Below are 16,160 nucleotides of genomic sequence, written 5' to 3'. Positions count from 1 at the left end.
CAAAGGTTGACCTGACCGGAATCGGCGCTCTGATCAGAGGTGTCTGATCAAGCCCGAAAACGCGTTGCCCCCGCCGGGGAGCAGCCACTACCGCCGCGCCGGCACGAAAGCCGCCCGCCTACGCCGACGTGATCACCAAGCGCCTCGTCCTCCGGGCCCTGGAGGCGTCGCTTTCAGGGCCCCCAGCGCCGCACTGCCTCTTCCATGAGCCCCGGGGCAGAGTGACCGTTCAGCGTCCGGCGCCGTGGACGGCCCGGTAGTCGCTGGGGCTCAGGCCGTGGGCCGCCTTGAAGGCACGGCTGAAGTGAGCCGGGTCCATGAACCCCCACCGGGCCGCTGTCGAAGCCACCGTGCGGTCGGCCGCGTACGGGCCGGCCAGGTCACGTCGACAGCCCTCCAGCCGACGCTGCCTGATCCAGGCCGTGATCGTCGTCTGCTCCTCGGAGAAGAGTTTTTGCAGGTAGCGCAGTGACACATGGTGCGCCTTCGCGATCTGCTCCGGGGAGAGACCGGGGTCGGCCAGGTTCTGGTCGATGTATGCGCGGACGCGCAGGAGCGTGGTGCGGCGCACCGCCTGCCGGTCGTCGCCCGGGCGTGGCCGTCGTTCGGCGAACATCGTGGCGAGCAGATCACCGGTGGTCCGGGAGAGGCCCTCCGCGCTGTCCGCGTACTCGCGGGAGCGTCCGGCCAGGCGGGTGAGGAACGGAGAGACCAGGGCACCGACGCCTTCGGTCGCGGAAAAGCGGGTCGCCGTCAGCTCGCCGGTCCGGCTGCTGTCCAGGTGGGCCAGGCGATGCGGAAGCATGAACTCCAGCATCGAGAAGTCCGCACGGCACACGAGGGTGTAAGGCCGGGTGGTGTCGTAACAGGCGATGTCCCCGGGACCCAGCACCGTTTCGCGGCCGTCCTGGCGGACCACCGCGCTGCCGCGCTGCACCACGCCCACGAGGAGGTACTCGGCATCCGAGCGGGCGATCAGCCGTGGCGTCCGGTCGACGCGGCTCGGATCGGCCGATACCTCGCAGATCTGGACGGCACCGAGACGATCGGCCCTGATCTCTCCGCGGAACGGCTCGTCCTGAAGCGGCTCGACGTGGACCGGCACGAAGCTGTCGCACACGACGTCCTGCCAGAAGGCGCGCCGGTCCGCGGACGCGTGGTCCTGCGTCCGCAACAGGACGGTCATGGCTGCCCATTCATCTCTGTCCGCGTCCGCGTCCACGTCCGCGTCCGCGTCATAGGGCTGATCACGGTTGCTTCACTTTCGCCTCATGAGGAATGCGGCGGGCCGCCGGCGGATTCCCGTGCGCGTACCGACAAGCGGGCGTGCGCCTGAGGACAAACCGGCCACGCCCGCACCGGGCACTGTGGAGGCGTTCGACGAGCCGTCCGTCCCGATGGGAGACAACGCATGCCTTTCGCGTCAGTCAATGGTCAGCAACTGTACTTCGAGGACACCGGGGGCGACGGCCCGGTGGTCGTCTTCAGTCACGGCAACCTCATGAACCACCGCATGTGGGCGCCCCAAGTAGCGGCGTTGCGCGGTGAGTTCCGCTGCGTGGTGTGGGACGAGCGTCTGCACGGCCGTACCCGGGACGACGGCGCCCTGCACACGTACTGGGACTCCGCCGACGACCTCCTGGGCCTGCTCGACCACCTCGGCATCGAGCGGGCAGCACTGGCCGGTCACTCCCAGGGCGGATTCCTGTCGCTGCGCGCCGCTCTGCGCGCGCCCGAACGGGTCGGGGCCCTGGCCCTGATCGACAGCGCGGCGGTGGCCTGGCCGCCGGAGGCCCTGGCCCAGATGAGAGGTATCAGCGAAGGCTTCCGCGGCGACGGCCCGGACGCGGTGGCCCCGCTCCTTCTCGACATGCTGCTCGGCAGACCCGGGATCCACGCGGACTGGCTCCACGCATGGCACGAGCAGCCTCGGGAGCGACTGTCCGACGCGGTGGCCGTACTCATGGGCGTCGACGACGTCTCCACCCGCCTCGGCGAGATCACTCAGCCGGCCCTGATCGTGCACGGCGAGGCCGACCAGCCGGTCCCCCTGCCGCTGGGGCAGATGCTCCGCGAACGCCTGCCCGGCGCCACGGACCTGACCGTGGTACCGGGCGCGGGACACACACCCAGCCTGACCCACCCCGACCAGGTCAACGGTCCGTTGACCGCCTTCCTTCGCCACCACGCCTGAGCCGTACGGGAGGAACCGCACCATGACGCCACCACCCACTGACCCCGCACTGCTGCCTCTCGCCTTCCAGAACGCGCTCAATGCCCACGCTGCCGACCAAGTCCTGGCGCTGTACACGGAGAACGCGACGATGCGCACCGTCACCGGTGAGGTGATCAGCGGCAGCGCCGCGCTGCGGAAGGAAGTCGAGCAGACGATCGCCGCCGGCCCCCGCATCACCAACACCACCCGCCATGTCCTCGTCGGCGACGGCACCGCCTTGGTGATCGTCGACTGGAACATGCAGACGACGGCGCCGGACGGCAACCGCGTCACCGCGTCCGGCACCACCACGAACGTGGCACGCCGCAGCACCGACGGCACCTGGCGCTTCACCATCCTCAACCCGGCCGGCACCGAGCCCGTGGACGAAGCAGACGGAGCGCCCTTTCGGTCTGTCGCACACCGGCCGCCGACGTGAGTCGGCGGCCGATGAGTGGTGGTGCCGGCTTTCCTCGGCTCTGGGCGTGACTAGCCGACGGAAACGCTCCAGGACCGGCCCGGTGCCCGGAAACCGCCACCGGGCTCGGACGCGAAGGTGAAGAGAGCCGAGCCGACGTTGCCGTAGCTGTAGAAGGCCGCCATGTCCGCACGCCCGTTGCCGTCGTAGTCGCCGGCGAGGAGCTGGGCGTTGTTGGGGTTCCACTCGTCAGGCTTGGCGGTCCAGGACTTGACCGGGGTTTCGAAGCCGCCGTCGGCCGTGGACCGGAAGGTGAACAGGGCCGTCGAGCCGTCGCCATAGCCGTACATGGCACCGATGTCCGCGCGGCCATTACCGTCGAAGTCGCCGGCGACGACCTTCATGTTGCGTCCCCACCAGCTGTTGGCGGGGGCGTTCCAGGACATGGTCTCCTTGCCGAAGGTTCCGTCGGGCGCGGAGAGGAACGTGAACAGAGCGGCGCGGGCATCGTCGTAGCCGTACAAGGCGGCGACGTCCGCGCGGCCGTTGCCGTCGAAGTCGCCGGCGACGATCTGGATGTTGTTCACGTCCCACTGTCCGGGCTTGCCGGTCCAGGACTTGGTTTCCTTGCGGAAGGTGCCGTCCGGTTCGGAGAGGAAAGTGAACAGAGCTGCCGAGTTGTCGTCGTACCCGTACATGGTGGCCAGATCGGCGCGGCCATCACCGTTGAAATCACCCACGACCAGCTGCTTGACGCTCTTGAACGTCCACTGCCCGGGCTTGGTGCTCCAGGACTTGACGGGCTCCTTGCGGAAGGTTCCGTCGGGCTCGGAGAGGAAAGTGAACAGGGCTACCGAGCCGTCGTCGTACCCGTACATGGTGGCCAGATCGGCACGACCGTCACCGTTGAAATCACCCGCGACCAGCTGCTTGACATTCTTGAACGTCCACTGCCCGGGCTTGGTGCTCCACGACTTGACGGGCTCCTCGAAGCCGCCGTCGGGCTTGGAACGGAAGGTGAAGAGTGCTACCGAACCGTCGTCGTAGCCGTACAGAGCGGCGGTGTCGGCGCGGCCGTCGCCGTCGAAGTCACCGGAGACGGTCAGCTTATTGGCGCCCTTGACCACGGCGGACCGGGAAATGACCTGACGCATCCAGTAGTTGACATCGTCGACACGGGTCTCGACCGCGTTGTTCCGGGACTCCTCCTCGCCAAAGCAACCGCCGTGCCAGGCAAGGCTGTGAACGGCAGCCAATTCGAAACGCCCGCCGGTTTCCCGGAAGGCCGGACCCCCGGCATCACCCTGGCAGATCGCCGCACCAGGGGACTTGCCGGTCAGGCCGAGCGAGGCGGCGTCCACCGAGCCGATGGTGAAAGTGGCGTCGTGCAGGCGGTCGGGGACCCACTCGTCCTTGGTACGCCCGTAGCCGGTCACCCGCAGTTCCTCGCCCGGCGTGGGCTTGCCGGTGGCTATGCCGACCGGGGTGATCCCGGTGACCGGCTGGGAAAGCCTCGCCAGCACCAGATCGCGGTCCTCGCGCGGGACGAGTTCCACCACCTCCGCCTTGCTGCCGGTTTCCTGGGCGAGGTCGAGACGGCCGATGGTGGCCGTGGTCTTCCACTTGGGTGCACCGGCAGCGACGTTGAGGGGCTGAGCCGGATTCTCGGCGAAGCAACTGGCCGCTGTGACCAACCACTGCTGATCGACCAGTGCGGCGGAACAACTGCGGTGACCATTACCGATGTCGAGCTTGGCGGTGAACGCGTACGAGGCGTCCTTGGTGGCAGTGCCGACCACAGCCTGGGCGGGAGTGGCGGTCAGCAGACCGGCTGCGACTCCGGAGGCGACGAGCCCTTGGAGCAGCGCGACGCGCGAACGTCTGGCAAGCATGTGTTTCTTTCCGTTGAGATCAGAGTTCAGGCAACGGCGAAGCCGAGAGTGCGGATACCCGGGATGACGGGGGCAGCTCTGACGGCAGCGACCAGAAAGGTGGTCGCGCGACGTATCACCAAGGCGCCCCCCAAGGCTCACTCAACGGCTGAACCGCGCATAATGGCGAGATAAAGACAACTGTCGGTGAACTTATCACTACGTCAGCAGGTGGCAGTAGCGGGAAGGATCTTCGCAATCCGGCGACGGGGCGGCTTGCCCTCGGACTCCTCTCTTGGGGTAGTGGGCTGAGTGCGCCCTCGGGCACTCACCCCAGGACATTCGGCAGAGGTTGAGCGCGCCGACCCGGTGGCCGATCCGGCTGCGCCCCGGGCGATCCGCCAACGTCTGGGTCGTCACAGTCATCACGGCGGACGGACGATGCGGCCGTCCACGGGTCACCGCCGTACACGCGCCGACCGCCCGTGGTACGGCTGCCGCCCGGTCACAGGGCCATCTCACCGTCGCTGTCGTGCAGTTAGAACCAGAAGTCTGAAGGTGCATGAAGCATGGGAACAGCGAAAGTTCAGTGGCGAAAGTCCTCGAAGTCGACTGACTCCCAGGGGAATTGCCTTGAGGTCGCGGCGTTGGGGGACGAGATCCTCATCCGGGAGAGCGACGACCCGGATGTGGTCATCCGAACCACTCAGGCCAAGCTCCGAGCCTTCATCGACAGCGCTGTCGCAGGCGAATTCGACAGCCTCGCCTGACCGCCCGAGGTCACCGTCTGATCATCGCGTGACAGCAGCCTGGCGGTGGGATCGATCGGCCTGTTCTGGCCGCCCAGCGAGAGAACGCTGGAAATTGGATACGACACCGTGGCTTCCCGTCACAGCCGGGGCCATGCCCCCGAGGCCACCCAGGCGGGACTCTGGAGGCGCTGCCTTCAGGGCCCTGTCCCATCGACGACAGGCACGGCGGTAAGGGATCACCTCCTACCTCGTCATCACAGCGGATCACGCCCAACAACCCGGCTCCGGTCCCACCATCGACTCCACTTCTCGCCCGCGCGACCTCGCTGCCGTCCGGCCACGTATCCGGGGCTGGACGCACCAGCGGGGCCCGACAGGGGACGTGACCCGCATCACTAATCCTGCCCGAGCGGATGGCGTCAATCCTTGACCACTAGTCGTTATCCGACCAGCGGTCGTCCATAATGCGACCCATGCGAACCACTCAAAGGAAAGCGCGGGAAGTTGCTGAGCGTGACCAGGCGCTGGTGCGGCTGGCCCTGGACATGGTCAGCAAGGAGGGCTTCCACAACCTGACACTGGCGAAGCTCGCCCAGGAGGCCGGCTACTCGAAGGGGACGGTGTACAACCACTTCACCTGCCGCGAAGACCTGCTCATCGAGCTCTCGGCCGAGAGTGCGCGGCGCCAGTTGCGCTACTTCCAGGCCATCGCGGATCTGCCATGGGACGGAGTGAAGTCGGTCTACGGCATGGCCTTCGCGTACCTGCGCCATGCCGTGGTCGCCCCGGTGCTCTTCGAGTGCAGCATCTCCGCACGCACGGATGCGATCTGCCGGATGGCATCCCAGGGGCGGATGGAGCGGCGCGACCTGGTCGAATCCCAGATGGCTCAGGTAGTCGGCTTCGCCGTCCAGCGCACGGTCGCTGACGGGGCATACAGCAATCCCGGCGTACCGACCGCTGTGGCGGTCGATGCCTTGCGGGCCTTCATCTTCGGGTACGCGACGATGCACCTGTTGCCCCGGCGTTTCCGCTGGGCCGAAGAGGAGGGCCTGGAGGAGCGGTTGCTGGTCATGGCCTCGATGGTTCACGGCCTCGGGTGGCCCAGGTTGGAGAAGGAAGAGCTCCTGGCCGTCCATCGAGTCGTCGTCGATGTGGTCGACAGGACCACTCGCGAGTGCCAAACAGGTTGACTACTCATCGTAGCCACAGCGGCAGGATCAGCCGAGGTCGCTCATCTACGTTCCCGAGCCCCCATCGATCCATTGATCGAACTGCTTGTCAAAAATCGACCAACTGTCATAACGTGAGTCGTGCCCGCCGGGGGGGGTGGGCAGATGCAAGTGGAGGGGCTATGCGCATCAACATCGCCCGCCGCGGCAGTCAGCTGTGGCAGGCGTGCGTCGATCTCGCGCGAGATCGGTACACACGTGATTACCAGGCACACATTGATCCGTCACCGGACTGCTTCATCGCTCTGTGTGCGGACGCGGACGACAGTGGATGCCTTGTTCCACTGGCTTGTGCGGGCCTGACCTACGGGGGGACCAAGAACCTGCTCGTAGAGAGCTACCTGGGCGCGGCGGCGACTGACATCCTCACCGAGAGGTCGGGGGAGAAGTGCGAGCCGACAGACCTGATCGAAGTGGGGCCGCTGGCCTCCCGTGAAGCCGGTGCCGGACGACAGTTGATCCGGATGGTTCCGGCACTGGTCTGGTGCAACGGTGCCACCTATCTGCTCTGCACCGTCACCACGCCGCTGGCACGGATGCTGGCCCGGGTCGGCATCCAGTTCACCGGCGTAGCGGAGGCGCGCGAGGACTCCCTTCCGCTGGCTCAGAGGGGCCGATGGGGGACGTATTACGACACAGCTCCCGTCGCCGGCTACGTGGATTTACGTGCGTTCGATGCAGGGCTCAACCAGCAGGCCGAAACGGGCTATCAGCTCGCCGTGACTTGGGAACAGGGGACCGCGCTGGCCAGTCGGGGGACGGCGGCCCGATGAAGAACATTCGCCGAAACCTGCTGGCGGCCGAGCACCAGAACAACGTCCTCGTCGAGCGGCTCGCACCGGACGGCACGACCGCCGAGACCTTCACCTACGCCCAACTGGCCCAGTGGAGCGGAGAGATCCGTCGCGCTCTCGCTGTCTGCGGAGTGCCGGAGGGGGCCAGCGTCGGCGTCGTCGCCGGGAACGGGCCTGAATGGGTGGCCGCAGATCTGGCACTCCTGCTGGGCGGCCTGGTGGAAGTGCCCGTGCCGCTGGCGTTCTCCGGTGAGCAGGCAGCGTCACTGCTGCGCGAGGTTCGGCTCTGCCTGGCCGATGAAGCCGGTGCCCTCAAGCTCGCCGAATGGGGGCTGGCCGAGAACATCACAGTCGTCCCGATCCATTCCCACCGGGGTCGCGCTGACGGGGACACCTGGCCGGAGGGTCTTCCGATACCCTCGGACGAGCGCATCATCAAGATCATCCATACATCGGGGACGACGGGCGCACCCAAGGGCGTGAAGATCCGCGCCAAAGCTCTTGAAGCCCTCCTTGTTTCGCTCAACTCGGTCTCACCGACGGGGGTTTACGCACGCTACCTGTCCCTGGTGCCATTCAGCCTGCTCATCGAACAGGTCACCGCGGTGTATCTGCCGATCATCAGCGGAGGCCGGATGGTCCTGCTGCCGGACTCGACCGCCCTGCTCGGCACCGCTGGCTCCCGCGCCGAGGACGTCGTGACCTGGATGCGTGCCGCACACCCCACCGCTGCGGTGCTACCGCCAGCCGCAGTGAGCGCGCTCGACAAGGCCGTCCGGAGCGGTGGTGGTGCCGAGCCGATCCTCGGCACGGGCCAACGGCCGTTCCTCATGGCCGGAGGTACCCCCGTCGATATAGGGGCCCAACTCCGCCTGGATACCGCCGGGTTGCGGGTACACGAGGGATACGGGCTCTCTGAGAATAGCTCGGTGGTCTCCTGGAACACACCTGATAACTGGCGTCCCGGGACGGTGGGGAAGCCACTGCCACACTGCAGGGTCAGAGTTTCGGAAGACGGAGAACTCCTGGTCAAGTCCACTTCGCTCTTCGCCGGTTACACCGTGGAGGACCCGACCAGCCGCCCCGTGGACGCGGAGGGCTGGCTGCACACGGGAGACCGCGCCGAGATCGACGAGGATGGATACATCCGGATCCTGGGCCGGCTGAAGAACGTGATCATCACCAGCCACGGCCGGAACGTCTCGCCGGAATGGGTGGAAGGTAACCTACGCAGTTGTTCATCCGTCGTCGATGCCGTTGTCTTCGGCGACGGCATGGAACACCTCGCCGCAGTCCTGGTCACCTCACAGGGCATCAACCCCGAGACGGCGCGGCAGCAGGCCCGGGCACACGCCGAGGACCACCTCGCCGAGACCGACCGGCCCGAGACCTTCGTCGTCGTACCGGACAGCCGTGCGTTCCGCGACAAGTACTTCACGGTCACCGGCCGCCCTCGGCGGCAGCTCATCTTCAACGACCTGGTGGGCGCGGATCCCGCCCGCCTCAGCTGATCACTCAACGCACTGCGCAACGCATCGAGCAGGGGGGCTTGCTTGCCATGACACTTACTCAGAACAGCCTTCGACTCACCGCCATCGGGAGCGGCGACGGTCTGGCAATCACCCCGGCCGGCGGGGAAGCCGACTTCACCGAGCTGTACCAAGCCGGTCTGGACGGACTCTTGGCCGACGCAGGACACCTCCTCATACGCGGCTTCAACCCGGGCGTCGAGGAGTTCAACGAACTCGTGCAGCGTTACAGCTCCCGCACAACGCTGGATCCGGCCCGCACATTCCACGGAGATGCCGCCCAGAAGGTCGACTCCGGGCACGATCCCATCGGGCTCCATCTGGAGAACGGGGCGACTCCTTTCGCGCCCGACCTGCTGTGGTTCTACTGCGTCAGGGCGGCCACGTCAGGGTCGGAGACGACCGTCTGCGACGGATTCCGCGTGTGGGACGCCCTGTCGGACCGGACAAGGAAGGTCTTCACCGCCCAGCCGGTCAAGTACTCGCGCAACGTCCCGAGAGAAATGTGGCAGCGGCTCGCGGCACACCTCGCCGGCGAATCCCACCACCCCGGCCGGATGCAGGTCTCCAGCCTCTACGCGTTGGCGAATGAGGGCGCCGACGTGACCTTCACCGAAGAGTCCGACGGCAGTCTGACATACACGTACACAGTGTATGCCGCCCACCCCACCCGTTGGTCCACCCGCACCGCCTGGGCCAACAGCCTGCTGGGTCCGTCGTTCAACTACGAGGCGCCCGAGATCCGTTTCGCCGACGGATCCGCGATACCCGACGACGTGATCGCCGAGTATTCCCAGGTGACCGAATCCGTCACTGAAGAGGTGTCGTGGGAGGACGGCGACATCGTCCTCATCGACAACTCCCGGGTCATGCATGGCCGTCGGGCGATCACCGATCCCGACCGCACCATCCTCAACGCCCAGAGCTACAACAGGAGCTGATCCATGAAGTACGGCATCGTCATCCGCTACGAATTCGACACCTCGTGGCTGCGGCTCAGCCGCGAAGAGCGCAACCAGAAACAGGAGATCTTCCAGAAGGAGATCGTCGGACCCTTCGTCGACCGGTTGTCCGTACGGCACTTCGACGCCGAGGCGTTCTCCACCGGCTACTCCGACTTCCTGATCGTCGAGACCGATGACATCAAGTCCTACTACTACTTCGTCGAGAAGCTGCGCGACAGCGAGTTCATCGCCCATGGCTGGGCACGCATCCGAGACATCTCCATCGGCGTCCAGGACGGCTACAGGGAGTACGAGAGTGACAACTCATAATCAGTTCCACGGCATTGCCGATGCTGTCCGCACCGAGCTGGCATCGGTCACCCGGCTCGCTCACATCAACACCTTCCACCCGGGCGCCTTCGACTGGTCAGAAGCCGGCACCGCGGACGAACTGAATTATGTCTCCACCGTCGCGTACGGGGAGGCCGGCCACGAGAAGCAAGCCGTCGCCTATCTCACCAAGGAACTCGCCCAGCTCGCCGAAATCGAGCGGCATGTGAGCGCCGTCATGACCATGGTCATGGGTGAACTGCACGACCTGCGCGACCCGATCAACGTCGGGCACGAGCTGCACAACGCGCTGTCCTGCTTCGCATCCGAGGAGATCCAGCACGCCAATACCTTCTACCGCTACGTGCGTGCCCTCTCTGGAGTCGAACCGCGTGTAGACAAGGCACTGTTCGACGAACGATTCGACGTCTTCCGCACCGACGATCACCCGTACGTCAAGCTGGTCGCCCTGTGCTGCTCGGCCTACGTCGGCGAATCCGTCATCACCGTATTCGAGCACCGCGCCGACGCACTCGACCCCCAGCGGGACCGGTTCTTCACCCGGCTTCTGCACACACACGGCCTCGACGAAGCCCGCCACGTGAAGATCGACCACGTCGCCATGAAGCTGGTCTACCCCGCGCTCACCGCTCATCAGCAGCAACGCGTCCGTGAACTTCTCTCTCAGATCGAGGAGCTGAACCGAAGGCTGGCCGAGGCCTTCCAAGCAGCCACCGAGCAGATCCTGGCCGTCGACTTCACCACGGGCAACCCCGCTGCCGCCGTCCAGTTGGAGATGACCAAAGCGTTCGGCAGCAAGGTCTTCGCCCCCGACGGCACACTTCACACCGTCGACGAGATCCTCGACGACGAACTGAGCGCCGTGATCACCGCCTTCTCCGGGGTCGGACGGGTCCACGCAGCGGGTATCCCGCCCCTGTCGCCCGAAGTCCCCGCATTGGCGGGAGCGGGACAGTGACGTCGCCGGCTGTGGGAGCAGGCACCGCGCCGAGAGCTGCTTCAGGGCGGTCCGCCGTCACGACGGGTCGGATCGCGGTGGGAGCGGCAGTACTGGCCCTCCTGCTCGCAGCGATGGACGCCACGGTGATGGGGACAGTGCTGCCCAGCGTCCTGTCGGACGTCGGCGGTGCATCAGGCGGCGGATACGCCTGGCTGGTGTCCGGGTTCATGCTGGCCCAGGTCGCGGGTACCCCGCTCGCGGGCTGGGTAGCCGACCGACTCGACGACCGGGTGCTCGCCATCGGCGCCACTGCGGTCTTTCTCGCCGCCTCCGTCGCCGCCGGCCTGGCCGGGTCCTTCACGGTGCTTGTCACCGCGCGGGTCCTGCACGGCCTGGCCGCAGGCGCGATCGTCGTCTCCAGTTACGTCATCGTCGGGCGCATCTTCGGCCCCCAGCGGCGGGCCAAGGCCCAGGGCATGCTGAGTATGGTCTGGGGAGTGGCCGCCGTCCTGGGGCCGGTTGTCGGCGCGGCTGTCACCGAAATATGGGGCTGGCGTTGGGTGTTCTTCGTCAACGTGCCGCTGTGCGCGCTGGTGGTCATTGCGATAGCGGTCGCCCTGCCGAAGCCTGCGAAGACCGAGGGCAGCCATGGTGCGCGCATCGGCTTCCCGACTACGGAATACGCCCTGGTCACCGGAGGATCCGCGCTGTTCCTCATCGGCCTGCAGGGCGGCGCCCTGGGCATGGGCGCGGTCGGCGGATCGATCACCGCGGTCGCCGGTCTGGCGGCCCTGGGGCTGGTCCGCCGATTCGGAGGCAGCCTCGTGCCGAGGCAAGTCTTCGCTCGAACCCCCGTCGCGGCGGCGGCACTCGCCACGATCGGCGCCTGCGTCGTCATGTACGCCACAGTGACAGTCCTTCCCATCCGGCTCGCAGCACTCGGGATGTCCACCACCGGGATCGCTGTGGTGATCGGGCTCTCCGCCGTCGGCTGGGTGACCGGAAGCGCCCTGACGGGCGGGCTCATCTCCAAGCACGGCTACCGGCCCTCGATGATCATCGGCGCACTGGCGCTCCTCGGCAGCGCCGTGCTCAGCGCCACCGGTGAACTTCCCTGGCTGGCCGGCGCCCTGGCCGGAGTCGGCACCGGTGCAGTGACGGCGACGACACTCGCCCTGATCCAGGACCAGTCGCCGCCCGAGCAACTGGGCGTGGCGACGTCCGCGGCGACGATGCTGCGCAACATCGGATCCGCGGCGGGCGTGAACGGCATTGCGGCGCTGTACGCGGCCCTGGCGACATCGTCATCGCACCAGGAGAACCGGGCGTTCTGGGTACTCGCCGTCGTGGCCGTGCTCACAGTCCTTCTCCCCGCACTGTCCGCACCACGCCGCCGCACGACAACCGCTTGACCCAGGTGATCTCATCTCAGAGGCGGCGGTCACATCCCCGACTGCCGCCTCTGAGGAGTGACACCACGAGTGCCGACTCCCCAAGCCAGCGACAGTCCCGTCGTTCTCCGGTCATCCCGGCCCGACCGGACCGGAGCACCCTGCCAGGTATCCGGTATTCGGAGGTCCTCCCATATGGCGGCAGGGATACCCAGGTCCACCGGCCCAACGTCCTGTTGACGCTGCGCCCAGGAGGTCAAGGCGCCCCGAGCAACACAGCGACAGCCGCCCGGGCATGACGGGCCGGGGCCGGATCGCCGCTGATGCCGGCGGTCACGATCGCTCCTTCGGCGAGCAGGACGACGGTTTCCACCACCGGCGCCCCGGCCGCGTCGACCCACGCCGCGATCTGGTCGTGGAATGCCCGCTTGTGCGAACGGACTTCGGCCAGCACCGCCTTGGAGGAGGGGCCGAGTTCACCGTAAGCGTTGAGCCAGGCGCATCCGCGGAAGCCGGGCTGCGCGAACCACTCGGCAAGCCAGTCGAAGACGGCGAGTACGCGCTCGCGAGGTTCCTGGATCTGCTCCACACGGGCGGCCAGAGCCGCTCTCCATCGCTGGTCGCGACGTTTGAGCGTCGCGACGACGAGGTCCTCCTTCGACGCGAAGAATCGGTAGATCCGCTTCAGCGGCAGACCCGATGCCGCGCGGACCTCGTCCATTCCGACGGCCTGGACACCTCGCTCGTAGAAGAGCTTCTCCGCTGCGTCGAGCAGTGCTTCGCGGTCCAGGCGGTTCCGTTCCTCGGCGATCGGGGCCGGCATCCGGGACTCCTTGACGTTGAGAACGATCGTTCTCTACCTTAACCCCCGTCGAGAGAACGCACGTTCTCAATGTGAGGAGGACGCAGTGCCGGAACATCGTCCGCCGTACCCGCCGTTCACACGGGAGACCGCCCTGCAGAAGGTCCAGGCCGCTGAGGACGCGTGGAACACCCGCGATCCCCAACGGGTGGCACTGGCCTACACACCGGACTCGACGTGGCGGAACCGGGACACGTTCGTCAGCGGCCGCGAGGAGATCGTCGCTTTCCTGACGCAGAAGTGGGAGCGCGAACGGGACTACGCCCTGCGCAAGAGCCTCTGGTCGTTCCACGAGAACCGGATCGCCGTCCGCTTCCAGTACGAGTGGCGGGAGGTGGAAGGCCAGTGGTGGCGCAGTTACGGCAACGAGCTGTGGCAGTTCGACGAGTGCGGCCTGATGCGACGCCGCGAGGCGAGCATCAACGACATCGCCATCACCGAAGCGGACAGGCGTATCCACGGCCCACGCCCCTCGGACGAATACGGGATCGACATCCCGCTCCAGTAGTGCCCGCCATCGCCGTGATCTTCTGCTCGCCCAGCTGACTGGGACATACCTGCTGGCAGCCGTCACAGGATGCGGATCTCCACTTCGGAGGATCCGTGCCCTTCGTCTTCTGACCGCAGCACCGGCCTCAGCGCAATCGTACGAGCGCCTCGCGCAATCGGCGCCGCCGCAGAAGCCATCGCGACGGCTTCGCGTGACGGCCGCCGACGACGGCCCGGCCGGTGACCGTCACCCTCACCGGCCTGCCGTGGCATCGGCATTCGTACCAGCCCGCATCCCCGCGACCTCGCGGAGTGGCCGACCATCTGCCGAGCCCGTAGACGAAGCCCAGGGTGAGCGCCAGAACGCCGATACCGACGACGGCCGGCCACGGGTCACCGCCGTACACGCTCCCACCTCCGCCCGGTCACGGGGCCACCTCGCCCTCGCTGTCGTGCAGTTGGAACCACACGCGTTTGCCGACGATGTTGTGGTGCCGGTCGCACTCCCAGTCCACGCCCGCGCGCGCGGCCAGCACGTGGACGAGGTACAGGCCCCGACCGTGCTCCTCGGCGGCGCGGGCACAGCGCGCCTCCGGAAGTCCGAGGGGGCTCTCGTCGCGTACGGACACGACCACGCGGGGTGCCCTGATCGCGATCTCCACCTCCAGGGACGGAACTTGGGTGTGCGTGACGACGTTCGTCACGACCTCGGACACGCACAGCCTCGCGTCGTCGACGAGTGCGGCGTGCTCGTCCTCCAGGACGGTCGCCACGAAGGCGCGGGCGAGTCCGACGGTGGCGGGGCGGGCCGGTACGGACAGCCGGTACGAGGCGGCGGGCTCGCGGCCCGGGGGGCGGGGACTGTTGGGCGTTGCTTTGGGCATGACGGGGTCTCCCAACGCGGGCTGCGGACCGAACACGCACGTCACCGAGTGCGGACTTGACCAGCGATCACCTGGTGCAACTGGCCTGTGGGCAGCCGCACTTCGTGACCGACGGAGCGGTGCGCGATAGCGAGAGGACCATAGAGCACGGAGGGCCACACTCGCTACTAGGGAGCACAGTTGGCCCCAGTGGACCCAGGCCGTGCGCTACGGAAGACTTGCCGCATGCCACCAAGGAAAGATCCGACGGCTCGACAGCGGCGGCTCGGCCTCGAACTCCGCAAGTTGCGGGAGGCCGCAGGGCTCACCGCGCGTGAGCTCGCGTCCCTCATGGGGATCGACCACACGAAGGTGAGCCACATGGAGACAGCCCGGTTCGGAGTCGGCTCCGACCGTCTCCGTGCGCTGGCGAGCCACTGCGGGTGCACGGACCACACCTACGTCAACGCCCTCATCGCGATGGCCACAGAACGCGAGAAGGGTTGGTGGGAAGAGTACCGAGGGGCCATCCCGACGGGCTTCCTGGACCTGTCGGAGCTGGAGCACAAATCAACCTTCCTGCACACCTACCAAGTCACGCACCTGCCCGGCCTGACACAGACCGAGGAGTACGCGCGAGCAGTATTCGAGTTCACCTTTCCCCGGCTCTCCAAGGAACAGGTCGAAAACAGGATTTCCCACCGCCTGAAGCGAGCACAGATCCTGGACCGCCCGCACGGCCCCGAGTTCACTGCCGTGATCCACGAGGCCGCGCTCCGCATGCGCTTCGGCGGCCGGGAGATGGCCCGTGAGCAGCTCAACCACCTCTTGGCCCTCTCCGAGCGGCCGAACTGCACCATCCGGGTCCTGACCTTCGAGGCCAACGGGTTTGCCGGATCGGGCCAGGCCGTGCTCCACGCCGGCGGCAGCGTTCCGCAACTCGACACGATCCACCTCGACTCGGCGCACGGCGCGTTCCTCCTGGATGCCGAGAGCGAACTCAACGCATACCGGGACCTGTTGGCGGCGATGGAGAAGGCTAGCCTGAACGTGACACAGTCGCGCGACCTCATCAGAGGCATCGCACAAACCCTGTGAAAGGCTAGGAAATGCCCGACATCGCTTGGCAGAGGTCGTCCTTTTGTGGTGGAGGTGGCAACAACTGCATAGAGATTCGCCTGGAAACCGGATTGACTCAGATAAGAGAAAGTGCGGCACCCGGATCAGTCGTCACCACAACCAGCGGACGCCTCGCGGGACTCATCACAGGCGTCAAGGAAGACCGCCTCGGTCACTCGAACTAGCGACTCTCTACGGCAGCGCCTCTCGTCTTCACAGGTGAGGGGCGCTGCCGTTTGCTTCGGGCGCCCTGGTGTGTGCAACCTAGCTACGGCAGCACCGTTGCTCCCTTGCTCCTACGACGCTACTTTCGACGTGCGCCGCAGCACTCGGACGCAGCCGTGTGCCAGGTCGGCGTAACTCGCCCTGCCTACTGGCTACTTGTGGGCC

General features: G+C 66.8%; 17 protein-coding genes. 13 read left to right on the top strand and 4 right to left on the bottom strand.

Annotated elements, in window-relative coordinates; translation table 11 throughout:
* Positions 1-229: 229 nt before the first annotated feature.
* On the bottom strand, positions 230-1,186 hold the full coding sequence (locus tag ACFP1Z_RS21560; protein ID WP_390318443.1) for an AraC-like ligand-binding domain-containing protein: 957 nt from the start codon (positions 1,184-1,186) through the stop codon (positions 230-232).
* Between the two features lie 225 nt (positions 1,187-1,411).
* On the opposite strand from ACFP1Z_RS21560, the gene ACFP1Z_RS21555 reads away from it, so the two are divergent.
* Both ACFP1Z_RS21555 and ACFP1Z_RS21550 read left to right on the top strand, forming a co-directional pair.
* Positions 1,412-2,194 (top strand): alpha/beta fold hydrolase, encoded by a 783-nt coding sequence (locus ACFP1Z_RS21555; RefSeq protein WP_390318441.1) that lies wholly within the window; start codon positions 1,412-1,414, stop codon positions 2,192-2,194.
* Between the two features lie 22 nt (positions 2,195-2,216).
* Positions 2,217-2,654, top strand: coding sequence for a YybH family protein (locus tag ACFP1Z_RS21550; RefSeq protein WP_390318439.1), 438 nt, complete (start codon positions 2,217-2,219; stop codon positions 2,652-2,654).
* A 50-nt stretch (positions 2,655-2,704) separates the two neighbouring features.
* Here ACFP1Z_RS21550 and ACFP1Z_RS21545 read toward each other — a convergent pair whose 3' ends face one another.
* Complete coding sequence (locus tag ACFP1Z_RS21545; protein WP_390318438.1) at positions 2,705-4,525, bottom strand: FG-GAP-like repeat-containing protein; 1,821 nt, start codon at positions 4,523-4,525, stop codon at positions 2,705-2,707.
* Between the two features lie 548 nt (positions 4,526-5,073).
* Here ACFP1Z_RS21545 and ACFP1Z_RS21540 point away from each other — a divergent pair.
* From ACFP1Z_RS21540 to ACFP1Z_RS21505, 8 genes are all read left to right on the top strand, one after another.
* Positions 5,074-5,274 (top strand): DUF397 domain-containing protein, encoded by a 201-nt coding sequence (locus tag ACFP1Z_RS21540; protein ID WP_390318436.1) that lies wholly within the window; start codon positions 5,074-5,076, stop codon positions 5,272-5,274.
* A 455-nt stretch (positions 5,275-5,729) separates the two neighbouring features.
* Positions 5,730-6,449, top strand: a complete 720-nt coding sequence (locus tag ACFP1Z_RS21535) for a TetR/AcrR family transcriptional regulator (protein ID WP_390318435.1) — start codon at positions 5,730-5,732, stop codon at positions 6,447-6,449.
* 161 nt (positions 6,450-6,610) lie between these two features.
* The gene (locus ACFP1Z_RS21530; RefSeq protein ID WP_390318433.1) at positions 6,611-7,261 is read left to right on the top strand and encodes a thermostable hemolysin; all 651 of its coding nucleotides are present in this window, start codon (positions 6,611-6,613) and stop codon (positions 7,259-7,261) included.
* Entirely contained in the window at positions 7,258-8,793 is a 1,536-nt protein-coding gene (locus tag ACFP1Z_RS21525) for an AMP-binding protein (RefSeq protein WP_390318431.1), read from the top strand. The genes ACFP1Z_RS21530 and ACFP1Z_RS21525 overlap by 4 nt, the downstream gene beginning before the upstream one ends.
* A 47-nt stretch (positions 8,794-8,840) precedes the next feature.
* Positions 8,841-9,752, top strand: a complete 912-nt coding sequence (locus tag ACFP1Z_RS21520; protein ID WP_390318429.1) for a TauD/TfdA family dioxygenase — start codon at positions 8,841-8,843, stop codon at positions 9,750-9,752.
* Positions 9,753-9,755: 3 nt separating this feature from the next.
* Entirely contained in the window at positions 9,756-10,085 is a 330-nt protein-coding gene (locus ACFP1Z_RS21515; protein ID WP_390318428.1) for a darcynin family protein, read from the top strand.
* Entirely contained in the window at positions 10,072-11,064 is a 993-nt protein-coding gene (locus ACFP1Z_RS21510; RefSeq protein ID WP_390318426.1) for a ferritin family protein, read from the top strand. The genes ACFP1Z_RS21515 and ACFP1Z_RS21510 overlap by 14 nt, the downstream gene beginning before the upstream one ends.
* Positions 11,061-12,458, top strand: a complete 1,398-nt coding sequence (locus ACFP1Z_RS21505; protein ID WP_390318425.1) for an MFS transporter — start codon at positions 11,061-11,063, stop codon at positions 12,456-12,458. The genes ACFP1Z_RS21510 and ACFP1Z_RS21505 overlap by 4 nt, the downstream gene beginning before the upstream one ends.
* Positions 12,459-12,693: 235 nt before the next feature.
* Here the strand turns inward: ACFP1Z_RS21505 and ACFP1Z_RS21500 are convergent, their stop codons facing one another.
* Complete coding sequence (locus ACFP1Z_RS21500) at positions 12,694-13,260, bottom strand: TetR/AcrR family transcriptional regulator (RefSeq protein ID WP_390318423.1); 567 nt, start codon at positions 13,258-13,260, stop codon at positions 12,694-12,696.
* Between the two features lie 85 nt (positions 13,261-13,345).
* Between ACFP1Z_RS21500 and ACFP1Z_RS21495 the strand changes: the two genes are divergently transcribed.
* Entirely contained in the window at positions 13,346-13,807 is a 462-nt protein-coding gene (locus ACFP1Z_RS21495) for a nuclear transport factor 2 family protein (RefSeq protein ID WP_390318422.1), read from the top strand.
* A 406-nt stretch (positions 13,808-14,213) separates the two neighbouring features.
* Here ACFP1Z_RS21495 and ACFP1Z_RS21490 read toward each other — a convergent pair whose 3' ends face one another.
* Positions 14,214-14,672 (bottom strand): ATP-binding protein, encoded by a 459-nt coding sequence (locus tag ACFP1Z_RS21490; protein ID WP_390318420.1) that lies wholly within the window; start codon positions 14,670-14,672, stop codon positions 14,214-14,216.
* A gap of 225 nt (positions 14,673-14,897) precedes the next feature.
* Between ACFP1Z_RS21490 and ACFP1Z_RS21485 the strand changes: the two genes are divergently transcribed.
* Both ACFP1Z_RS21485 and ACFP1Z_RS21480 read left to right on the top strand, forming a co-directional pair.
* Positions 14,898-15,749: a helix-turn-helix domain-containing protein gene (locus tag ACFP1Z_RS21485; RefSeq protein WP_390318418.1), complete on the top strand. Its 852-nt coding sequence runs from the start codon at positions 14,898-14,900 to the stop codon at positions 15,747-15,749.
* Between the two features lie 11 nt (positions 15,750-15,760).
* Complete coding sequence (locus tag ACFP1Z_RS21480; protein WP_390318417.1) at positions 15,761-15,955, top strand: DUF397 domain-containing protein; 195 nt, start codon at positions 15,761-15,763, stop codon at positions 15,953-15,955.
* The last annotated feature ends 205 nt before the right edge of the window (positions 15,956-16,160 follow it).

This window comes from Streptomyces gamaensis, assembly GCF_042656465.1.
Lineage (GTDB): Bacteria > Actinomycetota > Actinomycetes > Streptomycetales > Streptomycetaceae > Streptomyces > Streptomyces gamaensis.
The sequence above is the reverse complement of the archived record's forward strand: the minus strand, read 5'-3'. Positions and strand labels throughout refer to the sequence as shown.

What these genes read in the sequence shown, in the direction of transcription:
- ACFP1Z_RS21560 (WP_390318443.1), bottom strand. Translation starts at nt 1,186, where the DNA reads ATGACCGTCCTGTTGCGGACGCAGGACCACGCGTCCGCGGACCGGCGC.
- ACFP1Z_RS21485 (WP_390318418.1), top strand. Translation starts at nt 14,898, where the DNA reads ATGCCACCAAGGAAAGATCCGACGGCTCGACAGCGGCGGCTCGGCCTC.
- ACFP1Z_RS21550 (WP_390318439.1), top strand. Translation starts at nt 2,217, where the DNA reads ATGACGCCACCACCCACTGACCCCGCACTGCTGCCTCTCGCCTTCCAG.
- ACFP1Z_RS21520 (WP_390318429.1), top strand. Translation starts at nt 8,841, where the DNA reads ATGACACTTACTCAGAACAGCCTTCGACTCACCGCCATCGGGAGCGGC.
- ACFP1Z_RS21515 (WP_390318428.1), top strand. Translation starts at nt 9,756, where the DNA reads ATGAAGTACGGCATCGTCATCCGCTACGAATTCGACACCTCGTGGCTG.
- ACFP1Z_RS21490 (WP_390318420.1), bottom strand. Translation starts at nt 14,672, where the DNA reads ATGCCCAAAGCAACGCCCAACAGTCCCCGCCCCCCGGGCCGCGAGCCC.
- ACFP1Z_RS21530 (WP_390318433.1), top strand. Translation starts at nt 6,611, where the DNA reads ATGCGCATCAACATCGCCCGCCGCGGCAGTCAGCTGTGGCAGGCGTGC.
- ACFP1Z_RS21540 (WP_390318436.1), top strand. Translation starts at nt 5,074, where the DNA reads ATGGGAACAGCGAAAGTTCAGTGGCGAAAGTCCTCGAAGTCGACTGAC.
- ACFP1Z_RS21525 (WP_390318431.1), top strand. Translation starts at nt 7,258, where the DNA reads ATGAAGAACATTCGCCGAAACCTGCTGGCGGCCGAGCACCAGAACAAC.
- ACFP1Z_RS21500 (WP_390318423.1), bottom strand. Translation starts at nt 13,260, where the DNA reads ATGCCGGCCCCGATCGCCGAGGAACGGAACCGCCTGGACCGCGAAGCA.
- ACFP1Z_RS21555 (WP_390318441.1), top strand. Translation starts at nt 1,412, where the DNA reads ATGCCTTTCGCGTCAGTCAATGGTCAGCAACTGTACTTCGAGGACACC.
- ACFP1Z_RS21480 (WP_390318417.1), top strand. Translation starts at nt 15,761, where the DNA reads ATGCCCGACATCGCTTGGCAGAGGTCGTCCTTTTGTGGTGGAGGTGGC.
- ACFP1Z_RS21545 (WP_390318438.1), bottom strand. Translation starts at nt 4,525, where the DNA reads ATGCTTGCCAGACGTTCGCGCGTCGCGCTGCTCCAAGGGCTCGTCGCC.
- ACFP1Z_RS21535 (WP_390318435.1), top strand. Translation starts at nt 5,730, where the DNA reads ATGCGAACCACTCAAAGGAAAGCGCGGGAAGTTGCTGAGCGTGACCAG.